Source organism: Polaribacter haliotis, from assembly GCF_014784055.1.
In the GTDB taxonomy this organism is placed as follows: domain Bacteria; phylum Bacteroidota; class Bacteroidia; order Flavobacteriales; family Flavobacteriaceae; genus Polaribacter; species Polaribacter haliotis.
Genome location: NZ_CP061813.1, coordinates 1,123,616 through 1,145,568 on the forward strand (window position 1 = coordinate 1,123,616; position 21,953 = coordinate 1,145,568).

Genomic DNA, 21,953 nt, shown 5'->3' on the forward strand with positions numbered 1-21,953 from the left:
TTAATCAATATCTTGGTGCGTTTTAAAACCTAACTTCTTAAAAATCATTTTTTTTGCAATATTAGGAATATCTCTATAAGCCAAGACAGACAAAACAGCTTGGTCTTGCCTATGATTTTCTCTACTACTGCCTTCTGGAGCAATGCAATCTTTGTTTTTAGCACAATCGCTCCAATTTTTAATTAGATTTCGAGCATTTAAATTATTGTAATCTGCGCAAACACAAGCTCCATTTAAATTGCGTTTTTTTAATAATTCTTTATCATTTAAAAGACCTAAACACTTTAAAGTTTTTGGGTGTGTCCAATCTGCAATAATTCCTTTAGAAAACGGAGAATAGAAACCATATAATTCAATGAGCTTTCTAATAGAATTTAAAGGTTTTATCACTTTATTACCTCCATCTAACCAACAAACGGATGTTTTAAATTCATTTAGAACATCGTTAATAATAACTGGTTTCCAAGCATATTCTCCTGCACTTATCTTAATATTAAAATAGGATGGATATTTTGAGTAATCGAACTCTCTAACATCAAATTCAGGAAATTTATTTTTTAAAATCTCATTTTCTTCAACAGTTAAACCTAAATCGTAAACAATTCTTTTAGTGTTTTTTTCGTGAATTTTTAAGCTCTCTAAAAGTTGTAGTAAACTTTTAAAATGAGAGCTATCTGAACCAGTGACAATTATCAAATCTTGTGAAAATGAATGAAATGATAATTGAGCTTGTAAAAAAAGACTTCTAATTTCAGTTAGTAATTTCATAATCTTTTAGCTATTCTCTTTTAAACCCAATTCCTTCCCTTTTTCAATCATAAAATCGTAACAAGCTTTGTGCTCATTTGGTATTTTACCATCCAATATTGCTTCTTTAATCGTTTCTTTTATTTGACCAATTTCTCTACATGGTTTTAAGTTAAAAGCTTTCATAATTTCTTCACCAGAAATTGGTGGCTGAAAATTACGGACTTTATCTCGTTCTTCTACCTCTTTAATTTTAGAGCGAACCAAATCGAAATTACTATGATATCTTTTAAATTTCTTCGGGTTTTTTGTGGTAATATCTGCTTCACAAAGTGTCATTAAAGAATCTATATCTTCTCCTGCATCAAATATTAAACGTCTTACTGCAGAATCTGTAACTTCAGTTGCCAATACAATTGGTCTAGAACTTAACAATACCATTTTCTGTACAAATTTCATTTTGTTATTCAATGGCATTTTTAAACGCTTAAATATTTTGTATACCATTTTAGAGCCTACAAATTCGTGTGCATGGAAAGTCCAACCTACTTTTTTACTGAATTTTTTAGTAGGCGCTTTTCCAATATCGTGCAATAAAGCCGCCCATCGTAACCAAACATTATCTGTATTTTCAGCAATATTATCAACTACTTCAAAAGTATGATAAAAATTATCTTTATGTTTTTGCCCCTCCACTTCCTCTACTCCTTTTAAAGCAACTATTTCAGGAAGAATTTGTGGCAACAAACCTGTTTCATGCAATAACAAAAAACCTATTGAAGGTATAGGAGAAGCCAATATTTTATTCAACTCATCTACAATTCGTTCTCGAGTAATTATTTTTAATCTATTAGAATTTTTAGAAATAGCGGCAAGTGAATGTTCTTCAATTTTAAAATGCAATTGTGTTGCAAAGCGAATGGCACGCATCATTCTTAAAGGATCGTCTGAATAGGTAATATCAGGATTTAAAGGTGTTCTAATAATCTTATCTTCTAAATCTTCAATTCCGTTAAATGGATCTAATAATTCTCCAAAATTAGCTTCATTTAAACTTAAAGCCAATGCATTTATGGTAAAATCTCGTCTATTTTGGTCGTCTTGTAAAGTTCCTTCAGTAACTTCAGGATTTCTACTTTCTTCTGAATACGATTCTTTTCTTGCGCCAACAAACTCAATTTCAACATCTTTAAAACGCAACATTGCTGTTCCATAGGTTTTAAAAACTTGTACTTTTGGTTTGTTTGGTAATAAGGAAGAAACTTTTAGAGCTAATTCAATTCCACTTCCAACAGCAACAACATCAATATCTTTTGCATTTCCTCTTTTCAACAGGAAATCACGTACAAAACCACCAATAACATAGCTTTCGATACCTAATTGTTTGGACGCCTTTGAGATGATTGTAAAAATTTCTGAAGATATTGCTTCTTTGTAATTCATAATTATTAAAAAGTGATGGCAAATTTATTGTTTATATTCCTTTAAACATAAAATTGATGAAAGAAAATTATAATAACATTTGTACTTTTGTTTTTATCTTTTAAAAAGATTTATTTATAATGATAATTGTAAGAATTCTTGGTGGTTTAGGAAATCAAATGTTTCAATACGCATATGCTAAAGCATTGGAACAAAAAGGATTTGACGTGAAATTAGACATTTCTGGTTTTAAAAATTACAAACTTCATGGTGGTTATCATTTAAACAACTATAAAATAGATTTAAAATACGCTTCTAACTTTTCAAATTTTCTATCGAAAATCAACTTTTTTCAATATAAAAAAGAGAAAAACTTATTATTTGACGCCTCTTTAAAGTCTTTAAAAGGAAACGAATATGTAAAAGGATATTTCCAAACAGAGAAATATTTTAAAGAAATAAGAACTATTTTATTAGAACAATTTACAATTGCTGCAGAACTTTCTACAACAACCAAAAAATATAAGAAACAGATTTTGGGGTCTCATATAAGTTGTTCTTTACATATTCGAAGAGGAGATTATGTTTCCGACAAAAAAGCAAATACCATTCATGGAACTTGTAGTTTGGAATATTATAAAGAGGCTATTGAGTTGATAAAAACAGAAAACAAAGGCGTGCAATTTTTTATATTTTCTGATGATATTTCTTGGACGAAAGAAAATTTATCTTTAGAAAATGCTATTTATATCGATCATAAAACAATTCCTCACGAAGACATGTATTTAATGAGTCTTTGCAACCATAATATTACCGCTAACAGTAGTTTTTCTTGGTGGGGAGCTTGGTTGAATAAAAATAAAAGTAAAACCATAATTGCACCAAAACAGTGGTTTGTTAATAAAGAAAATGAAATTGCTTGCGAAAATTGGATAAAAATATGAGTTCATACAAAGTATATTATATCAATTTAGACAAAAGTTTGGAGCGCAGGAATTTTATGGAAAATCAATTTAAAAAATTGAATATTCCATTAACAAGAATGCCTGCAGTTTATGGAAAAGAATTGCCACAAGACTTTCTGAAAAAAGCAAAGAATCAACATAATCTCTTAACACATTATCCATATTTAAATGATGGCGAAATCGGTTTAACAAAAACATATTTCGATTTGTGGAAAATAATTGCTAAACAAAAAGAAGATTTTGCATTGGTTTTAGAAGATGATGCTTTATTAACTGAAGATTTTTTTACGGATTTAAATTCGCTTTTAAAATCAATTTCTGAAAATACTTTTTTAGATATATCTGGGAGAAAAGGTTTTTTTAAGATGAAATCAGATTTATTAACAAGTACTTTTTTAATTCCTTCATTACAAACAACAGGACAAATTATTGGTAAAAAAGCAGCAACAACACTTTCTAAAAATCTAACAACTTATTATTCTCCCATTGATGTTTTAAAGCAAGATGTTTTTAAACACAAAACACCTGTTTTAACAACTAATAAAAGGTATGTAAGTAGTAATGATAAAAATGTTGGTGGAACTACGATTCAGCAAAAGAAAATGCCAAAATTCAAGAAAATGTTCCGAGAAATTATTCGTCCTTTTTGGCAATTAATTACTTTAGTTACCTATAAAACATATAGATTTATTGGTAATTATGCTTTTTACAAAAGCAATTAACTCTCTTTAATTCCTTTATTTAAAAGCCACAATTTTATATATCTGGTTAGCACAGAATATGCTAAGGTTTTTGCTAAAATAAGACCAGCAAATCCATCTAAAAAACCTAGTCTAATTATATAATGAATAAAAAATCTGGCTGGTGGTTTTACCAAAATATGAAACAAACCAACTTTTTTGCCTTGTTTATGTAAATCTTTCGCTTTTAAAGAAGCATAATGATGAATTTTAGCAATAAAATGGTCGTAACTTCTGTACCCAAAATGGTCTATTTTGTACTTAAAAAAACCTAGTTCTCCTGTTGTTTTAATCGTTTCGTGAACAACTCCAACATATTTGCAATGATCTTTTAAAAATAAACGAACTACTTTATCTCTTTGCCAACCACAATAATTTATTTTTTCGCCAGCAAAATAAAAAGTTCTGCGAACATAAAAACCAACAAAACCATTTGGATTTTGCACAGCTTCTAAAATTTCTTTTTCAACTTTTGGAGTTACTCTCTCATCAGCATCTAAAAGATAAATCCAAGAATGGGAAGCTTGCTCTATTGCAAAGTTTTTTTGAGAAGAAAAATCATCAAACTTTCGCTTGATGATTTTTACATTGTATTTTTCTGCTATTTCTACAGTTTTATCTGTACTAAAAGAATCTATAACTATAATTTCATCAGCAAAACTAACAGATTTTATTGCATCTGCTATATGAATTTCTTCATTTAGTGTTGGTATAATTGCCGATATTTTTGTCATAGCATTTTAACTCTTAAACTGCAACGTCATATTCACGTAAAGCATCGTTTAAAGAGGTTTTCTTATTTGTACTTTCTTTTCTTTTTCCAATAATTAATGCACAAGGAACGTTAAATTCTCCAGCTGCAAATTTCTTTGTATAACTTCCTGGAATTACTACAGATCTTGCAGGAACTCTACCTTTCATTTCCACAGGTTCGTCTCCAGTTACATCTATAATTTTAGTGCTCATTGTCAACACAACATTTGCGCCTAAAACAGCTTCCTTCTCTACTCTTACACCTTCCACAACAATACATCTAGAACCAATAAAAGCGCCATCTTCTATAATTACTGGAGCCGCTTGTAATGGTTCCAAAACACCACCAATTCCTACTCCACCAGATAAATGTACATTTTTACCAATTTGTGCACAAGAACCAACAGTTGCCCAAGTATCTACCATGGTTCCTTCATCTACATAAGCACCAATATTTACATAACTTGGCATAAGAATAGTTCCAGCAGAAATATAAGCTCCATGTCTTGCAACTGCATTTGGCACAACTCTAATTCCTCTTTCGGCAAAATTTCTTTTTAGTGGAATTTTATCGTGATATTCGAAGATACCAGCTTCTAAAGTTTCCATTTTTTGAATTGGAAAATACAAAACAACTGCTTTTTTAACCCATTCGTTTACTTGCCAACCATCAGTTGTTGGTTCTGCAACTCTTAATTCTCCTTTATCCAATAAATCGACTACTTTTCTAATGGTATCTATTGTGTTTTGTTCTTTTAACAAATCTCGATTTTCCCAAGCCGATTCTATAATTTCTCTAATTTCTTTCATGGTAATAAATTAATTTCTGCAAATATAAATCTATCTGTAAAAACTGAAAGCGAAGATACATTTTTTAAACAGATATTTCTGCTTTGTTTAAAAAACGTATTTTTGCATCAAAAATTATAAATGTCAAGAATTTTAGCCATAGATTTTGGAAAAATACGAACAGGAATAGCAGTTACAGACGAGATGCAAATTATCGCTTCTGGTTTAACTACGGTTAATACTTCCGAATTAATTCCGTTTCTTAAAGACTATGTTAAACAAGAAAAAGTAAGTCTTTTTCTTGTTGGAGAACCAAAACAAATGGACAATTCCGAAAGTGAAAGCGAAGCCTTAATTCTTCCTTTTTTAAAAAAACTGACACAACAAATCCCTACAATTCCAGTAACAAGAGTAGATGAACGTTTTACTTCTAAAATGGCTTTTCAAACAATGATTGATAGTGGAATGAAGAAAAAACAACGCAGAAATAAAGCTTTAGTAGACGAAATTAGTGCAACCATAATATTGCAATCGTATTTATACAGCAAATAAATGTGTAATTGGGTAATTTTAACTTAAAAAAGCTAGAGAATAATTAAGAGCAGATTTTTAACATGTTTAATTTAAAATTTTGAAACTCTAAATAAACAATTCAAAATTCGTAATTAATTATTCTAAGTTGTACTTTTGCATTCTTTAAAAAAATAAGAAAATGATTTTACCAATTGTTGCTTACGGAGATCCTGTTTTAAGAAAAGTAGCTGTAGATATAGAACCAGATTATAAAGATTTAAACAAATTAATCTCCAATATGAAGGAAACTATGTACAATGCTTCTGGTGTTGGTTTAGCAGCTCCACAAATTGGAAAAGCGATTCGTTTATTTATTATTGATGCCTCGCCTTTTGCAGAAGATGAAGATTTATCTGAAAAAGATAGAGAAACATTAAAAAACTTTAATAGAGTTTTTATTAATGCGCAAATTTTAGAAGAAGAAGGAGACGAATGGGCATTTAACGAAGGTTGTTTAAGTATTCCTGATGTTAGAGAAGATGTTTTTCGTCAACCAAAAATAACCATTGAATATCAAGATGAAGAATTTAAAATGCATACAGAAACCCTAGAAGGTTTGGCTGCAAGAGTTTTTCAGCATGAATACGATCATATTGAAGGAATTTTGTTTACAGACAAACTTTCTTCACTAAAGAAAAGAATTATAAAAAAGAAATTAGACAACATTTCTAAAGGAAAAATTAACGCAGAATATAGAATGCGTTTTCCGAATATCAAAAAAGGTAAATAGTCTTTTTAAGACCTAAAAATATACACATGGAATTTAATAAAATTATCTCTGTTACTGCTAAACCAGGTTTATACCAAGTAGTTTCTCAATCTAAAAATGCAATTATTGTAGAATCGTTAACAGACAAAAAACGTTTGGCAGTTAATGCAACACAAAATGTTAGTTTGTTAGAAAATATTGCAATTTATACTTTCGAAGAAGACAAACCTTTGTTAGAAGTTTTTAAAGCAATGTTCGAAAAAACAGAAGGAAAAGAAGCAATTTCTCACAAAGAAAGTAGTAAAAAACTAGAAGCTTTTTTTGCAGAAGTTTTACCTGATTATGATGATGAGAGAGTGTATACTTCAAATATTAAAAAAGTAATTCAGTGGTTTAACTTATTAGTAAAATCTGGAATGGATTTTTCTAAAATTGAAGCAACTTCTGCTGAAGCAAATTCTGAAACAACTTCAGAAGATAGTGAGTAGTTTTTAGTCTCAGTTTACAGTGTTAATAGAAGTTTAGAGTTTTAAATTCAGTTTACAAAAAAATGGTAGGCTAAAATTTTAGAAATCTTATTTTTAGTTTTTGAGCCTTTATTAATAAACTTTGCGACTTTGCATCTTTGCGTTAGAAAAACACCAATCATGAATACAAGAAAACAGCAATTAGCCGCATTCAATCGTTTGTTAGATATTATGGACGAGCTTCGTGAGCAATGTCCTTGGGATAAAAAACAAACTTTAGAAAGCCTACGTCACTTAACTATTGAAGAAACGTATGAATTAGCGGATGCTATTCTCGATAATGATTTACAAGAGATTAAAAAAGAATTAGGCGATGTATTATTACACATTGTATTTTATGCAAAAATTGGAAGTGAGAAAAAAGCTTTTGATATTGCTGATGTAGCCAATTCAATTTGCGATAAATTAGTTTCCAGACACCCACATATTTATGGAGATGTAAAAGTTGAAAATGAGGAAGATGTAAAACGCAACTGGGAGCAATTAAAACTAAAAGAAGGCAAAGTATCTGTTTTAGAAGGTGTTCCTAAAAGTTTGCCAGCAGTTGTAAAAGCAAGCAGGATTCAAGAAAAAGTAGCTGGAGTAGGTTTCGATTGGGAAAAACCTGAACAAGTTTGGGAAAAAGTACAAGAAGAACTTGGCGAATTAAACGAAGAAATTAAAGCAGGAAATAAAGAAAATACCGAAAAAGAATTCGGAGATGTTTTATTTTCCATGATAAACTACGCTCGTTTTATAGATGTTAACCCAGAAAATGCTTTAGAAAAAACAAATAAAAAGTTTATCAACCGTTTTCAATACTTAGAAAAAGCGGCAAAAAAAGAAGGAAAAAACCTATCTGATATGTCTTTAAATGAGATGGATATATACTGGGAAAGATCAAAAGAATTCTTTAAATAATTTCATCTTAGTATTTTTTACTTAATTCTAAATAAAAATTCTATTTCATTTCCTAAAATTTAGTTTTCATAGAATATCTACATTTATATTTTTTGGTACAAAATCATCAAAAAAGGGTCTTTTTTCGTTAATCTTTACTTTACGACTTTCCATAGTTTGTAACTACATATTTTTTGCAGTAAGTTAGCTTATATTTTTAAAAATATTTAATCATAAAATATTTTTGTCTTTTAGATATATATAAATCAATCCTAACAAATGAACACCAAAAAATCAAACTTTCACTTATTAAAATTACTTACAATTAGCTTTTTACTATTCTTAACTGCTTGTAAAAAAACAGAAAATACAGAAGATTACAATTCACTTAAACTTTGGTACAAACAACCAGCACTTGCCAGTGCAGTAGATAGTCCTAATGGATGGAAAGACGACCCAGAATGGCTAAAATCTTTACCTTTAGGAAATGGTGCTTTAGGTGCAATGGTTTTTGGAGATGTTAATAAAGAACGTATTCAATTAAATGAAGAAAGCATGTGGTCTGGAAGCCCAAATAACGATGACAATCCTGCCGCTTTTCCAGCTCAAGCTGAAATAAGAAAACTACTTTTTGAAGGTAAATATAAAGAAGCTACTTTATTAACACAACAAACTCAAGTTTGCGTAGGTCATGGGAGTGGTCATGGAAATGGAGCAGAAGTTCCTTTTGGTTGTTTTCAAACCATGGGAGATTTATGGATCGATTTTAATAAAAATAGCGATTATGAGGATTATAATCGTGAATTAGATTTAGATGATGCTGTAGTTAGAGTAAGTTATAAACAAGATGGTGTAAACTATAAAAGAGAAATTTTTGTTAGTGAACCAGATCAGGTAATGGTTGTAAAATTAACTGCAGATACCCCTGGTAAAATCTCGTTTAAAAGTACAATGTCGAGACCAGAAAAATTTGAAACTTCTGCAAATGGAGACCAATTAATTATGAAAGGAGCTCTTTCTGATGGAAAAGGTGGAACAAATTTAGAGTATTTAACACGTTTATCTGCAGTAAATAAAAATGGTTCTATTAAATACGAAGGCAAAAATTTAATCGTAGAAAACGCAGATGAAGTTACTTTATTTTTAACTGCTTCTACAGATTATCTATTAGAATTCCCTACTTACAAAGGAAGAGATTATAAAAATATTACAGAAACAAATTTACAAAAAGCTAAGAAAACTAGCTACAAAGAGCTTTTAAAAAGACATAAAAACGAATATCAAAAATATTATAAAAGAGTCGATTTTAAAATAACTTCTAGTGCCTTAGACACAATACCTACAGACGTTCGACTTAAAAATGTAAGAGCAAAGAAAGAAGATTTACGTATGGTGGAACTGTTATTCCAATATGGTAGATATTTATTAATTTCTTCTTCGAGGCCTGGAACTTTACCTGCAAATTTACAAGGAATTTGGGCCAATAAAATTCAAACTCCTTGGAATGGAGATTTTCATACAGATGTTAATATTCAGATGAATTATTGGTTGGCAGAAAGCACCAATTTAGGGGAAATGCATTTGCCTTTATTCGATTTAATGGAAACTTTAAAAGACGCAGGAAAAAGTACAGCAAAAATACATTATAATGCAGATGGTTGGGTTTTACACCCAATTACAAATGCCTGGGGTTTTACTGCTCCTGGAGAAGAATCTAGTTGGGGAATGCATTTAGGTGGTGGTGCTTGGTTAACTACACACCTTATGGAACATTATTATTATACTTTAGATAAAAAATTCTTAGAAGAAAGGTTTCCTATTTTAAAAACTTCCACTCAGTTTTATTTAGATTGGTTAATTCCAGACCCTAAAACTGGTGAATTAATCTCTGGACCTTCTGTTTCTCCAGAAAACAGTTTCTTAGCACCAGATGGTAGTAATAGTAAAATTTGTATGGCACCATCTCACGACCAACAAGTTATTTGGCAACTTTTTAAAAATTACATAGATGCTTCTGAAGCTTTGGGTATTAATGACGAATTACTACAAAAAGTAAAAAAAGCACAGCAAAATTTAGCACAAACACAAATTGGTTCAGATGGACGTTTAATGGAATGGCAAGAAGAGTTTAAAGAATTAGAACCTGGCCATAGACATATATCGCATTTATTTGCTTTACATCCAGGTTATCAAATTGATGTTGTTAAAACCCCAGTATATGCAGAAGCTGCTAGAAAATCTTTAGATTATAGAATTGAAAATGGTGGTGGACATACTGGCTGGAGTGCAGCATGGTTAATTAACCAATATGCAAGGTTAGGAGATGGAGAAAACGCAAATAAAAGTTTAAAAACAGTATTATCAAAAAGTACAAGTCCAAATTTATTTGGTTTACACCCTCCTTTTCAGATGGATGCGAATTTCGGAACATCATCTGGAATTGCAGAAATGTTATTACAGAGTCAGTCTGGCGAAATTAGATTATTGCCAGCGTTACCAAATGACTGGAAAGATGGTTATGTAAAAGGATTAAGTGCTAGAGGTGGTTTTGTTGTTGACCTTAGTTGGAAAGTAGGAAAATTAGAAAGTGTACGTGTATTTTCTAAAAATGGAGGTGCTTGTATCTTAGAACATAATGGAAAGCAAATTTCTATAGAAACTGAAGCTGGTTTAGAGTATTTCCCTTTGAAAGATGGAAAAAATTTCGGAGCTTAATAACGATTTTGAATATCATTTATCTTATATAAAATTAATTTTATGAGAACGCTTTTTGCATCTTTTATAATTACCCTTTTTCTGATGAGTTGCAACTCTTCATCAGAAATTAAAATAATTAATGTGAATGATTTTGGAATTCAACCAAACACAAAAGAAAGCATTACTTCAAAAATTAATAAAATTATTGAAGGTTTAGATAACGAACCTGTAACCATTGTTTTCCCAAAAGGAAGATATGATTTTTACCCAGATTCAACGTATTTTAAACCTTATTTTGAAACAAACACGTATGATATCAATCCAAAAAGATTGGCAATATTTATTCAGAATAAAAAGAATATAACGATTGATGCTAATCATTCGGATTTTGTTTATCATGGACATATACAGCCTTTTACTATTGATAATTCAGAAAATATAGAAATCAAAAATTTAACCATTGACTGGGATCAACCTTTAACTGCAGAAGCAAAAGTTTTAGAAGCAGATTCCGAACATCTTTTAGTAGAAATTGATACAGTTCAATTCCCTCATAAAGTCTTAAAAGATAAAGTTGTTTTTAGTGCGGACGATTGGAAAGCAAATTGGAGATTGTCTGGAGGTTCTTGGTTAATAGAATATGATAAAAACCATATTATACCTGCGTTTACTGGAGATCATGGAACTGTAAATGGAAAATTAAAAGAGGTTGTATATTCTAAAGTTGGTACAAATAAATTGTTAATGAAAGGGGAATTTACAAAAACACCTGCTGTTGGTAATTATTTAATAATGAGACATAGTGATCGCGATCACGCAGGAATTTTCTTATTTCATAGTAAAAATTTAAAGTTAGAAAATATTGATGTGTACCATACTTCTGGCTTAGGAATTCTTTCTCAGTATTGCGAAAATATTACCATGAAAAAGGTTAATATGATTCCGAATCCAAAGAAAAACAGATATTTAAGTGGACATGATGATGGTTTGCACTTTATGGGTTGTAAAGGAGATATTATTGTGGATAATTGTGATGCGCAAGGTTTAATGGACGATGCAATAAACATTCATGGAACTTATGTACCCGTTTTAGAAAGAGTAAATGACACCGTTTTAAAATGTAGTTATGCACATGATATGAGTTTAGGTTTAATTTGGGCAAAAGAAAATGATAAAGTGAGTTTCGTGAATAAGAAAAACATGATTTCATTAGGAACAAGCGTTGTAAAAAGTTTTACTCAAATTGATGAAAAAACATTTACGGTTGAGTTTAAAAATAAAATCCCAGAAGAGCTATCGAAAGATTTTTCTCTGGAAAACATGAGCTGGACACCAACTGCGACTATTACAAATTGTTTTATTGGAAGCAACAGAGCCAGAGGTTATTTAATTTCGACACCTAAAAAAGTGGTGATTGAGAACAACATTTTTGAAACTAGTGGTTCTGCGATTCTTATTGCTGGTGATGCAAATTATTGGTACGAAAGTGGTGCTGTAACAGATATTACCATTCGAAATAACGAATTTAAATACCCTTGTAATTCTTCTGCTTATCAGTTTTGCAAGGCAATTATTAGTATTTACCCAGAAATTCCTGAGGCAGATGCGAACCAACCTTATCATAATAATATTACCATTGAAAATAACAGTTTTAATCCTTCAGATTATCCTATTTTATTTGCAAAATCTGTAGATGGCTTACAATTTAACAACAACAAAATCACAAGAAGTTATGCCTATACACCTTGGCATTCTCAAAAACAAAACTTCTTTTTAGATGCTTGTAAAAATGTAGAAATAAGTGGTAATACTGTTGATAAAAACCTATTAGGAAAAAACATCATATTAAAAAACATGTCTAGCAAAGAACTAGATTTAAAAAATAAAGAATTTAGTTTAGAGCTGTTTAAAGAAGTGAAAAATAATTTAAAATAGTTGATAAAGAGTGGTTACAATTACACCTTTCGAATCTTTTAAAACTGTTGATAGTAATTGCTCTTCTTCTTTCACTTTTAAATTAAAAGGTGGCATTAAAATGTTTAAACCACTTTGTTTTTTCAATCGAATTCCTTGTCCAGAAATAATATCTTTATTAGGAATAAAATCGGCATTTGGTAAATGCTCTGTTAAAATAATGTATTTAAAATTAGAAAATTTTGTTAGTATTCTTGAGACTTCTCCATTAGATAAATGTTGTAAAACTTGTCTCAATATTATACAGTCTCCAGAAGGTAATTTATCTTTTGAGATATCTAAACAATGGAATTCTAAGTTTTCTGCATTAAATTTTACTTTATTTCGATGGATTAAGTTTTCAACAATATCTATCGCAAAATATTTTTTAGAAAATTGCACCAATTCTTTACCAACATTAAAATCGCCACAACCTAAGTCGCAAATAATAAGTTTTTTTTCAAATGATTTTAAAAACGATTTTACAACAGTAATATATGGAGCTAAAATTGCAGAATTATGAGAACCATCTCCAGAATAAAAATCGGTATTATTATCGCCCCAAAGTTTCATTTCATAAACTTGTTCCATCGCATTTTTAGTAGGCCAAGGTTTCTTTAATTTTTTATTTTTATTACTATTATTCATTAAAATTAACACTATTTCAATATAAAAACAAACTTACAAACTATATAATTTTAAACCTATGAAATCCACATTTTACATTTTTATCAGTTTAACACTACTCCTACTTTTCTCATGTACAAAAGAAGATAACAGCCGAAATCCAAAATATCGTTTATTGTACGACCAACCAGCAGGAGACGACTGGATGAAAGCACTTCCTTTTGGAAATGGAAGATTAGGAGGAATGGTTTTTGGAGGAGTCGAAAATGAAAGAATAATGTTGAATGAAAGTAGTATTTGGAGCGGTTGGTACAGAGAAGATAATGACAGAAAAGGCACGTACAAATCTTTAGAAAAATTAAGAGGAATTCTAAGAGAAGGAAAAACTGATGGAGTTAATGAATTAATGATGGACAGTATTTTTACAGATAAAGGATATGGAAGGCCAGATTTTGGACAATATCAATCGTTTTGTGATGTATTAATTAATTTAGACAATCATAAAGGTGAATTAAAAAATTACCAACGAGATATAGATATGTCTAAAGGAACAGCAGTTGTAACTTATGAAATCGATAATATAAAATATCGTAGAGAATATTTTTCGAGCTATCCAGATCAAGTAATTGTTATGAAACTATCAACAGATAGTGATGCTGGTTTAAGTGGTTCAATTGGGCTAAGTTCTTTGCATAAAAAAAGCAATGTAAAAGCAAATGAAAACAAATTAATTTTTAATGGTGAAGTAGACACGAAAAGTAAAGAAAATAAAGGTTTAGAATTTGAGGCACAATTAATTACAATACCTAATGGCGGTTCTATTAAAAGTAAAAATGAAAAATTATGGATAGAAAATTCTAAATCAGTTACTATAATTGTTGCTGGTGCTACCAATTACCAAATGACGTATCCTAATTATTATGGTACTTCTGCATCAATAAAAAATAATAAAACTTTAAAAGCAATTGCTGGCAAAGATTTTAAAGAATTAAAAGAGAGACATTTTAAAGATTTTTCGAACCTATTTTCTAGAGTAGATTTAGATTTAGGACAAGATACTACTTACTTAAATATGCCAATAAATAAGCGTTTGGTTAAATATAGAAAAAATAAAGAAGACAGACATTTAGAAACTTTATTATTCCAATATGGTCGTTACTTATTAATAAGTTCTTCACGACCTGGAGGTTTACCTGCAAATTTGCAAGGTTTATGGAACAATTCTAATACACCACCTTGGAATAGCGATTATCATTTGAATATTAATTTAGAAATGAATTATTGGCCAGCAGAAGTTACTAATTTATCTGAATGTAGTTTACCACTAATCGAATGGACAGACGATTTAAGAAAAGCAGGTGAAAAAACAGCAAAAACCCATTTTAATACAGAAGGTTGGGTAACAACACATACTTCTAATGTTTGGGGTTTTTCTGCTATGGGTCCTGCAAGAGGTATACATATGTTTGAGCCACAAAGTGCAGCTTGGATTTCTTTAAATATTTACGAACACTTCGCATTTACCAACGATGTAGAATTTTTAAAAGAAAAAGGATGGCCTATTTTAAAAGGTGCTGCTCAATTTTGGTTGGAAAATCTACAAGAATATCCAGGTGGAATATTAGTTTCTTCACCAACTTATTCTCCAGAACATGGCCCACTTACAAAAGGTGCTTATTACGACCAACAAGTAATTTGGGAATTATTTACAGATATTATAAATGTTCGTGAGCATCTACCTGAAGAAAAAGAGTTTATAAATAAAGTTACGGAAGCTAGAGACAGACTTTGGCCACTTAAAATTGGTAAATTCGGTCAATTAGCAGAATGGATGGATAACGAAATTATTGAAGAAGATAGCTCCTTAGCAACGTATGTTCCTAATAACAAGCACCGTCATTTATCTCATTTAGTTGGTTTGTACCCAGGATCGCAAATTACAGTTGAAGAAACTCCTGAATTGGCAGAAGCAGCAAAAACCTCTCTAAATTATAGAGGAGACAGTGGAACTGGTTGGAGCAAAGCTTGGAAAATAAATTGTTGGGCAAGATTAAATGATGGAGATCGTGCTTGGAAAATGGCAAGTGAACATTTGGCTAAAAACATGTATGACAATCTTTTAGACATTTGCCCTCCTTTTCAAATTGATGGAAATTTCGGGTACACATCTGGGATTGCAGAAATGTTAATACAATCGCATAATGGAACCATTAAATTATTACCTGCTTTGCCAAAAGCATGGAATAAAGGAAGTGTAAAAGGGTTAAAAGCTAGAGGTGGATTTGTATGTGATATCACTTGGAATAATGGAACAATTACAGAAGCTGTTATTAGATCTGAAAAAGGTGGTAAAATTCCTGTTGTTTATGGAACAGAAAAATTTGTTGTGGATGTAGAAGCTGGTGGAGAATATACTTATCAAAGCAAATAAAATATTGTAACATATTCAATTACCCAACGTCTAATTTACATAGACATTTAAAATTATTATAAAATGAATAAAAAAACAAGTTTCGTAGTTGGGTTATTATCCGGTTTTATAGGTCTTTTAATTTTAACAATACTATTATTAGTGGTCTTTGCAAATCTTACAATAAAATAAACTATGGATAAAAAATCATTTTGGAAAGGTTTCGCTGTTGGTGGAGTCTTATTAATAGCAACACTTACAATTTTATATTTTAAAGTATTTGTACAGCCAGATGTTTCTTTACAACAAGTTGAAGTAGAAAAATTAGATGGAACAAAAACTGAACTAGCACAATATTTAGGAAAACCTTTAGTCGTAAATTATTGGGCAACTTGGTGCCGACCTTGTATTAAAGAATTTCCTTATTTCGAAAAAGTAAAGCAAGAATTAGGAGATGACGTAAATTTTATAATGATTTCAGATGAATCTTTGGAAAAAATAAATAATTTTAAAACGAATAATCCTTATACTTTTAATTTTCTAAGAAGTAAAAAAAGCTTGGGAGATTACGATATTATATTACGACCAACCACTTATTTTTACGATGCAAAAGGCAATTTAATTACAAAACATACTGCAAGTTTAGATGTTGCCAAGATTAAGGAATTAATAGGGAAGATTAAGTAATTAAAATTTAATAGAATCCCCAAGTCTTTGTTATTGCAATGTCTTGGGTATTTTTTTTTTGTGTACACCAAAACATCGAATAGTTGCGAATAATTTAGTTTGTTTCTAAATCTTAAAAAATATAACTTCGCTAACTCCTGATATAAATCATTAAAACGATATCATATCAATATGAAGTTGTAGCCAATTAAAAAAACTGAACTAATTAATGAAAAATGAAATTGAAAATATAACTTTTTCGCGTTTTGTAAAACAAAAAATTCCTTTTGATTTTGTTACAATACAAGAATTATATGAAACAATTTCAGGAAGTAAATTTGATTTATCTAAACCTCATAGAATTGAATTTCATGCTCTAATAATAATTTTAGAAGGAGAAAGCAAACACTTTGTAGATTTTAAAGAAGAAGTTTTATCTTCTGGAACAATTTTACCAATAGCAAAAGGGCAAATTCATTCGTTTAATAAAGAAGTAAACGTAAAAGGTTACGTAATTGGATTTGAAGAAAGTTTTATTACGCAGAATATTAATGAAAAAAACTTATTCCATTTTTTACAAATTTATAATACTTCAAATATTCAAATAGCAAAAAAAAGTATTGATACTTTAAAACCTATTTTACAATTAATAGGAAACTTACATAAAGATATAGACAATAATTTAAAGTCAGAAATTATTCATTCTACTTTTATGACTTTACTCTTTCAAATCAAAAGATTGGCATGTAATGAACATGTTTTTTTTGATAGTGAAAGATTAAAAAATTTCTATCTATTTAAAGAATTAATTATTAAACACTATAGTGAAATACATAATGCAAAAGATTATGCGAAAAGATTAAATGTATCCTACAATTATCTAAATGAAATAAGTAAAGAGATTACAAATAAAACAGCTAAAGGTTTTATTGACAGCTGGTTATTGTTAGAAATAAAACGAAATATTTTAGAAAAAAAATACACTTCTCAAGAAATTTCTTTTAAAATGGGATTTAAAGAACCATCTAACTTTATTCGATTTTTTAAAAAACACACTCAACTAACCCCACTTCAATTTCAAGATAAACTTTAAAAAAATAACTCGATTAGATATTGACTATCTAAAAAAAGAGATTGATAATCCATTCAGCCATATCACTGTCGACATTTGTATTAAATAATAAATGATATAAATTAAAAATAAAGACATGATAGAACAATCAGAAAAAACATTAAAACAAGCAGGTGAAAATTTAATAAAAGCAGGAACAACTTTTGATATAGAACAACTAGATTTAATTTACCATAAAAACCTTAAAGTTTTTATGGTTGACACTAATGGTCAAAGTAACATGTTAGACAAAAATTCCGTTTTAACAATGTTTCAATCAAAACGAGATAATGGAGATGCTCATTTAAATAATTGGGCTGAGTATAGTAATATCGATTTAAATGGCGATTTAGGCCATATAATTGTTGTGCGAAAAGTCAACTTAACAGGTATTGAACAAAAGTTTGTATTTAGTCTTGAATTGGTATGGGAAGAAAATCGTTGGCAAGTAACTAGAGAAGTTGCTGTTATGCAACCTGAAAATTAGTAGATAAATGATAGCCTAAAGTCATCTAAAAAATGACATGAAAACTGGCTACAACAAAGTATATAAAAAATAGCAGTTAAGAGCTTAACCTAAAGTTAGGCTCTTTTCTATTATATTTGTTTTAAAACTGAAAATTAGTCTATATAAATCTGCCACTTTTCATATACAAACCGTTAGCGAAAAACAAAAAAGCCTCCTTTTTTCAAAAAAAAGGAGGCTTTTCAATTCAAAATAAAAAAGTAAAAAGTTACACTAATTTCTTAGCATTTTTTACTTTCTGCTTTGTAAGCGCGATATCAATTACTTGTTTCATATCCGAAACATAATGGAACGTAAGTCCTTTTAAATAACTTTCAGTAATTTCTAAAATATCTTTTCTGTTGTCTTCACACAGAATAATTTCCTTGATATTTGCTCTTTTTGCTGCTAATATTTTTTCTTTAATTCCACCAACTGGCAATACTTTTCCTCGTAAAGTAATTTCGCCAGTCATTGCTAACTTGTTTTTTACTTTTCGTTGCGTGTAAGAAGAAACCAAAGAGGTTAACATGGTAATACCTGCACTTGGGCCGTCTTTTGGTGTTGCGCCTTCAGGAACGTGAATATGGACATTGTACTTCTCCATAATTTCTGGTTTTATACCAAATTCTTCTGCATTAGATTTTATGTATTGCAAAGCAATTGTTGCAGATTCTTTCATTACATTTCCTAAATTACCAGTAATAGAAAGTGTTCCTTTACCTTTCGATAAAATAGATTCTATAAATAAAATATCTCCACCAACGCTAGTCCACGCTAATCCAGTAACCACACCTGCTACTCCATTATTTTCGTATTTGTCTCTATTTCTTGGAGTTCCCAAGATTTTTTCGACATCTTCGCTTGTAATTGCAATGTTATATTCTTCTTCTAAAGCAATCGATTTTGCAGCAAAACGCACCACTTTCGCTACTTTCTTTTCCAAACCACGAACTCCAGATTCTCTTGTATAGCCTTCAACAATTTGTTCTAATTGTTTTTTACCCAACTTTAAATGCTCTGTTGTTAAACCATGTTCTTTTAATTGCTTTGGTAACAAATGTCTTTTCGCGATTTCTACTTTTTCTTCAATTGTATAACCAGTTACATTTATAATTTCCATTCTATCACGCAAAGCCCAAGGAATTTGCCCTAAATTGTTTGCTGTGGCAATAAAAAGGATTTTCGATAAATCGTAACCAACCTCTAAATAATTGTCGTAAAAAGATTCGTTTTGTTCTGGATCCAACACTTCTAACATCGCAGAAGATGGGTCTCCTTGATGACTTTGCCCTAATTTATCAATTTCATCTAACACAAAAACAGGATTCGAGCTTTCGGCTTTTTTCAAATTCTGAATTAAACGTCCAGGCATCGCTCCAATATAAGTTTTTCTATGCCCTCTAATTTCTGCTTCGTCTCGCAAACCACCCAAAGACATACGAACGTATTTTCTTCCTAAAGCTTCTGCAACCGATTTTCCTAACGAAGTTTTACCAACTCCTGGAGGTCCATACAAACATAAAATAGGAGATTTCATATCGTTTCTCAACTTTAAAACCGCCAAATGTTCTATAATTCTGTCTTTTACTTTGTCTAAACCAAAATGATCTCTATTTAAGATTTTTGTTGCTCTTTTTAAATCGAATTTATCAATTGTGTATTCGCCCCAAGGCAATTCTAATAAGAGCTCTAAATAACTTCTTTGAACACCATATTCCGCCATTTGCGGATTCATTCTCTTTAATCGACCTAATTCTTTTTCAAACGTTTTCTCAACCTCTTTTGTCCATTTTTTAGCTTTCCCTTTTTTACGCATTTCTTCCAACTCTTGGTCGTTAGAAACACCACCCAATTCTTCTTGAATGGTTTTTAATTGCTGGTGTAAATAATACTCTTTCTGTTGTTGGTCTAAATCTTCTCTTGTTTTAGACTGAATATCATTTCGTAATTTTAATTTCTGAAGTTCTTTGTTCAGGTTTGTAAGTGTTAACAATGCACGTTCTTTTAGATTGTCTTTTTCTAAAATTACTTGTTTTTGCATCACACTTAAATCCATATTCGAAGAAATAAAATTCACCAAAAAAGAACTCGATTTTATATTTTTTATCGCAAAAGATGCTTCTGAAGGCAACATCGGGTTTTCCTTAATTACCTCTAATGCTTGTTCTTTTATCGATTCTATTATTGCTTCAAACTCTTTTTCATCTGTAATAATTTTATCTTCTACAGCTTCTTTTACAGTCGCTTTTAAATACGGTTTATCTTGTATAAGTGTATCTATTTCGAAACGTTTTTTACCCTGTATAATAACAGTTGTATTTCCATCTGGCATTTTTAAAACACGTAAAATCTGTGCTACAACTCCTGTTGTATGGATATCTTTTAAACCAGGTTCTTCTATTTCTTCATTCTTTTGTGCAACAACTCCAATAACTTTATCGCCTTTGTTTGCATCTTTTATCAACTGAATAGATTGGTCTCTACCAGCTGTAATAGGAATTACAACACCTGGAAATAAAACCGTATTTCTTAAAGGTAATATTGGTAGAATTTCTGGTACACTTTCGTTATTAATAATCTCTTCATCTTCTGGCGTCATTAAAGGAATTAACTCAGAATCTTCATTTAGCATGCTATGAAGCGACATATTGTCTAATCTCATTACTTTTGGTTTGCTCATCTTCTTTATATCTGTCATACTGACATTGATTGATTTTCAACAAATAATCAATATCAAATTTATTTTTATTAAAAAACTGATAATCAGAAATTTAATTATAAAACTTCTTCTTATCTATAATTATTAAGTCAATTGTTATGCCAATATTTATCTTTCAAAGGAATACTTCTGCATCGCAAAACGACTTTATAAATATTAAACACCCCTAAAATGAATGTTATAAAAGATAAACTTCCTAAAATCTTATAAAATCTTATATTTGTTTGAATTCTAAAAATAATATTAAATGCTTTTAGTTTACATATTTCTTGGTTTAGCAGGCGTAATTTTATTATTAATTTCGATTAAGGGAAAAAATAAACGTTATACTAATCTTGTAAATTTCCTATTAACAACAATTGCTACTCTAATTGGTGTAATTATGGCAATAAATGTGAGTGTTAATAATGAAATGAAAAAAGAAAAGGAAGATTTGGTAAAGATTTTAGAATCTGGTGTTTATGTGGTTGAAAAAGTTTCGAAATATGTAGAAAGTACAGATTCTAAAAACACTGATTACAAACAAATCGCCTCTGACCTTACTAAAGCTAAAAATACTAAAGAGAAAGATTCTTTAAAAAATTTAATGTCTTATCAAATAGAAAATGTAAAACCAAATAAACAAAACCATTTTCTTGATTCTATTAAAAAAAGAATAGACAGCTTAAAAATTGTATTCAAAAAAAATACAATAAAACCTGTAGATACCGAAAATGAAAACAATATAGGTGCTATTATATTAGGCGATATGAAATTACCTTTTCCAGATTATATTGGTGCTTTACTAAACAACCCAGATTTTTTAAAGGGTTTAAGTAAAAAAAGCTTGTTAACACTTAATGAAGATTATATTAATTTACAACGTACTTATGAATTTACGAAAGAGTCTGATGGCGAGACACTATTTTATATGATGGCATTAGATAAAGTTAAAAGAACACTACAAATAGAAACCGCATTTCAAGAGGAAAGAATTACTGAAAAACAATTATATAAAAAATTTAATTTGGCTGAGAAAATAAATTCATCTGAATTAATATATAAACATTTACAAAGTAAAAACAAGCCAAAAAAAAACGCTATTCCTTTGGATGAATAATTTTTTTTAAAAATTAAATTTTCTTCAAGATCATCTAAAATATTACCTAAAAATAAAAA

19 protein-coding genes are annotated in these 21,953 nt (G+C 29.7%); 13 read left to right on the forward strand and 6 right to left on the reverse strand.

The features are described from left to right. Together H9I45_RS04685 and H9I45_RS04690 are read right to left on the reverse strand one after the other, a co-directional pair. Complete coding sequence (locus H9I45_RS04685; RefSeq protein ID WP_088352905.1) at window positions 1-768, reverse strand: DUF1647 domain-containing protein; 768 nt, start codon at window positions 766-768, stop codon at window positions 1-3. A gap of 6 nt (window positions 769-774) precedes the next feature. Next, window positions 775-2,190 carry a CCA tRNA nucleotidyltransferase gene (locus H9I45_RS04690; protein WP_088352906.1) on the reverse strand — a complete coding sequence of 472 codons (1,416 nt, stop codon included), beginning with the start codon at window positions 2,188-2,190 and terminating at the stop codon, window positions 775-777. 119 nt (window positions 2,191-2,309) lie between these two features. Between H9I45_RS04690 and H9I45_RS04695 the strand changes: the two genes are divergently transcribed. Next, a complete protein-coding gene (locus H9I45_RS04695) occupies window positions 2,310-3,113 on the forward strand; it encodes an alpha-1,2-fucosyltransferase (protein WP_088352907.1) in 804 nt (267 codons plus the stop codon). After that, window positions 3,110-3,856, forward strand: coding sequence for a glycosyltransferase family 25 protein (locus H9I45_RS04700; RefSeq protein WP_228455052.1), 747 nt, complete (start codon window positions 3,110-3,112; stop codon window positions 3,854-3,856). The genes H9I45_RS04695 and H9I45_RS04700 overlap by 4 nt, the downstream gene beginning before the upstream one ends. Here H9I45_RS04700 and H9I45_RS04705 read toward each other — a convergent pair. Together H9I45_RS04705 and H9I45_RS04710 are read right to left on the reverse strand one after the other, a co-directional pair. Then, window positions 3,853-4,608 (reverse strand): glycosyltransferase family 2 protein, encoded by a 756-nt coding sequence (locus tag H9I45_RS04705; RefSeq protein ID WP_088352909.1) that lies wholly within the window; start codon window positions 4,606-4,608, stop codon window positions 3,853-3,855. The two genes, H9I45_RS04700 and H9I45_RS04705, sit on opposite strands and share 4 nt — an antisense overlap. A gap of 13 nt (window positions 4,609-4,621) precedes the next feature. Next, window positions 4,622-5,437, reverse strand: a complete 816-nt coding sequence (locus tag H9I45_RS04710; RefSeq protein ID WP_088352910.1) for a 2,3,4,5-tetrahydropyridine-2,6-dicarboxylate N-succinyltransferase — start codon at window positions 5,435-5,437, stop codon at window positions 4,622-4,624. A gap of 120 nt (window positions 5,438-5,557) precedes the next feature. Between H9I45_RS04710 and ruvX the strand changes: the two genes are divergently transcribed. The 6 genes from ruvX to H9I45_RS04740 all read left to right on the forward strand — a co-directional run bounded on the left by ruvX (window position 5,558) and on the right by H9I45_RS04740 (window position 12,736). Then, complete coding sequence (gene ruvX, locus H9I45_RS04715; RefSeq protein ID WP_088352911.1) at window positions 5,558-5,968, forward strand: Holliday junction resolvase RuvX; 411 nt, start codon at window positions 5,558-5,560, stop codon at window positions 5,966-5,968. A gap of 160 nt (window positions 5,969-6,128) precedes the next feature. Next, window positions 6,129-6,719, forward strand: a complete 591-nt coding sequence (def, locus tag H9I45_RS04720; protein ID WP_088352912.1) for a peptide deformylase — start codon at window positions 6,129-6,131, stop codon at window positions 6,717-6,719. A 26-nt stretch (window positions 6,720-6,745) separates the two neighbouring features. Beyond that, entirely contained in the window at window positions 6,746-7,186 is a 441-nt protein-coding gene (locus H9I45_RS04725) for a DUF5606 family protein (RefSeq protein WP_088352913.1), read from the forward strand. A gap of 159 nt (window positions 7,187-7,345) precedes the next feature. After that, entirely contained in the window at window positions 7,346-8,125 is a 780-nt protein-coding gene (gene mazG / locus H9I45_RS04730) for a nucleoside triphosphate pyrophosphohydrolase (protein WP_088352914.1), read from the forward strand. 258 nt (window positions 8,126-8,383) lie between these two features. Next, on the forward strand, window positions 8,384-10,819 hold the full coding sequence (locus tag H9I45_RS04735) for a glycoside hydrolase family 95 protein (protein WP_088352915.1): 2,436 nt from the start codon (window positions 8,384-8,386) through the stop codon (window positions 10,817-10,819). A 42-nt stretch (window positions 10,820-10,861) separates the two neighbouring features. Then, window positions 10,862-12,736: an alpha-1,3-galactosidase-related protein gene (locus H9I45_RS04740; RefSeq protein WP_140422724.1), complete on the forward strand. Its 1,875-nt coding sequence runs from the start codon at window positions 10,862-10,864 to the stop codon at window positions 12,734-12,736. On the opposite strand, the gene H9I45_RS04745 is transcribed toward H9I45_RS04740, so the two are convergent. Then, a complete protein-coding gene (locus H9I45_RS04745) occupies window positions 12,728-13,402 on the reverse strand; it encodes a class I SAM-dependent methyltransferase (RefSeq protein WP_088352917.1) in 675 nt (224 codons plus the stop codon). The two genes, H9I45_RS04740 and H9I45_RS04745, sit on opposite strands and share 9 nt — an antisense overlap. Window positions 13,403-13,556: 154 nt before the next feature. Here H9I45_RS04745 and H9I45_RS04750 point away from each other — a divergent pair, with 154 nt between their 5' ends. From H9I45_RS04750 to H9I45_RS04765, 4 genes are all read left to right on the forward strand, one after another. After that, window positions 13,557-15,812 carry a glycoside hydrolase family 95 protein gene (locus H9I45_RS04750; protein WP_191141248.1) on the forward strand — a complete coding sequence of 752 codons (2,256 nt, stop codon included), beginning with the start codon at window positions 13,557-13,559 and terminating at the stop codon, window positions 15,810-15,812. A 174-nt stretch (window positions 15,813-15,986) separates the two neighbouring features. Continuing rightward, window positions 15,987-16,478 carry a TlpA family protein disulfide reductase gene (locus H9I45_RS04755; RefSeq protein ID WP_088352919.1) on the forward strand — a complete coding sequence of 164 codons (492 nt, stop codon included), beginning with the start codon at window positions 15,987-15,989 and terminating at the stop codon, window positions 16,476-16,478. Between the two features lie 208 nt (window positions 16,479-16,686). Continuing rightward, entirely contained in the window at window positions 16,687-17,550 is an 864-nt protein-coding gene (locus tag H9I45_RS04760) for an AraC family transcriptional regulator (protein WP_088352920.1), read from the forward strand. A 115-nt stretch (window positions 17,551-17,665) separates the two neighbouring features. Then, window positions 17,666-18,055 (forward strand): hypothetical protein, encoded by a 390-nt coding sequence (locus H9I45_RS04765; RefSeq protein WP_088352921.1) that lies wholly within the window; start codon window positions 17,666-17,668, stop codon window positions 18,053-18,055. Window positions 18,056-18,302: 247 nt separating this feature from the next. Here the strand turns inward: H9I45_RS04765 and lon are convergent, their stop codons facing one another. Then, window positions 18,303-20,774, reverse strand: a complete 2,472-nt coding sequence (gene lon / locus H9I45_RS04770) for an endopeptidase La (RefSeq protein ID WP_088352922.1) — start codon at window positions 20,772-20,774, stop codon at window positions 18,303-18,305. A 268-nt stretch (window positions 20,775-21,042) separates the two neighbouring features. Between lon and H9I45_RS04775 the strand changes: the two genes are divergently transcribed. Further along, the gene (locus tag H9I45_RS04775; RefSeq protein ID WP_088352923.1) at window positions 21,043-21,894 is read left to right on the forward strand and encodes a hypothetical protein; all 852 of its coding nucleotides are present in this window, start codon (window positions 21,043-21,045) and stop codon (window positions 21,892-21,894) included. The last annotated feature ends 59 nt before the right edge of the window (window positions 21,895-21,953 follow it).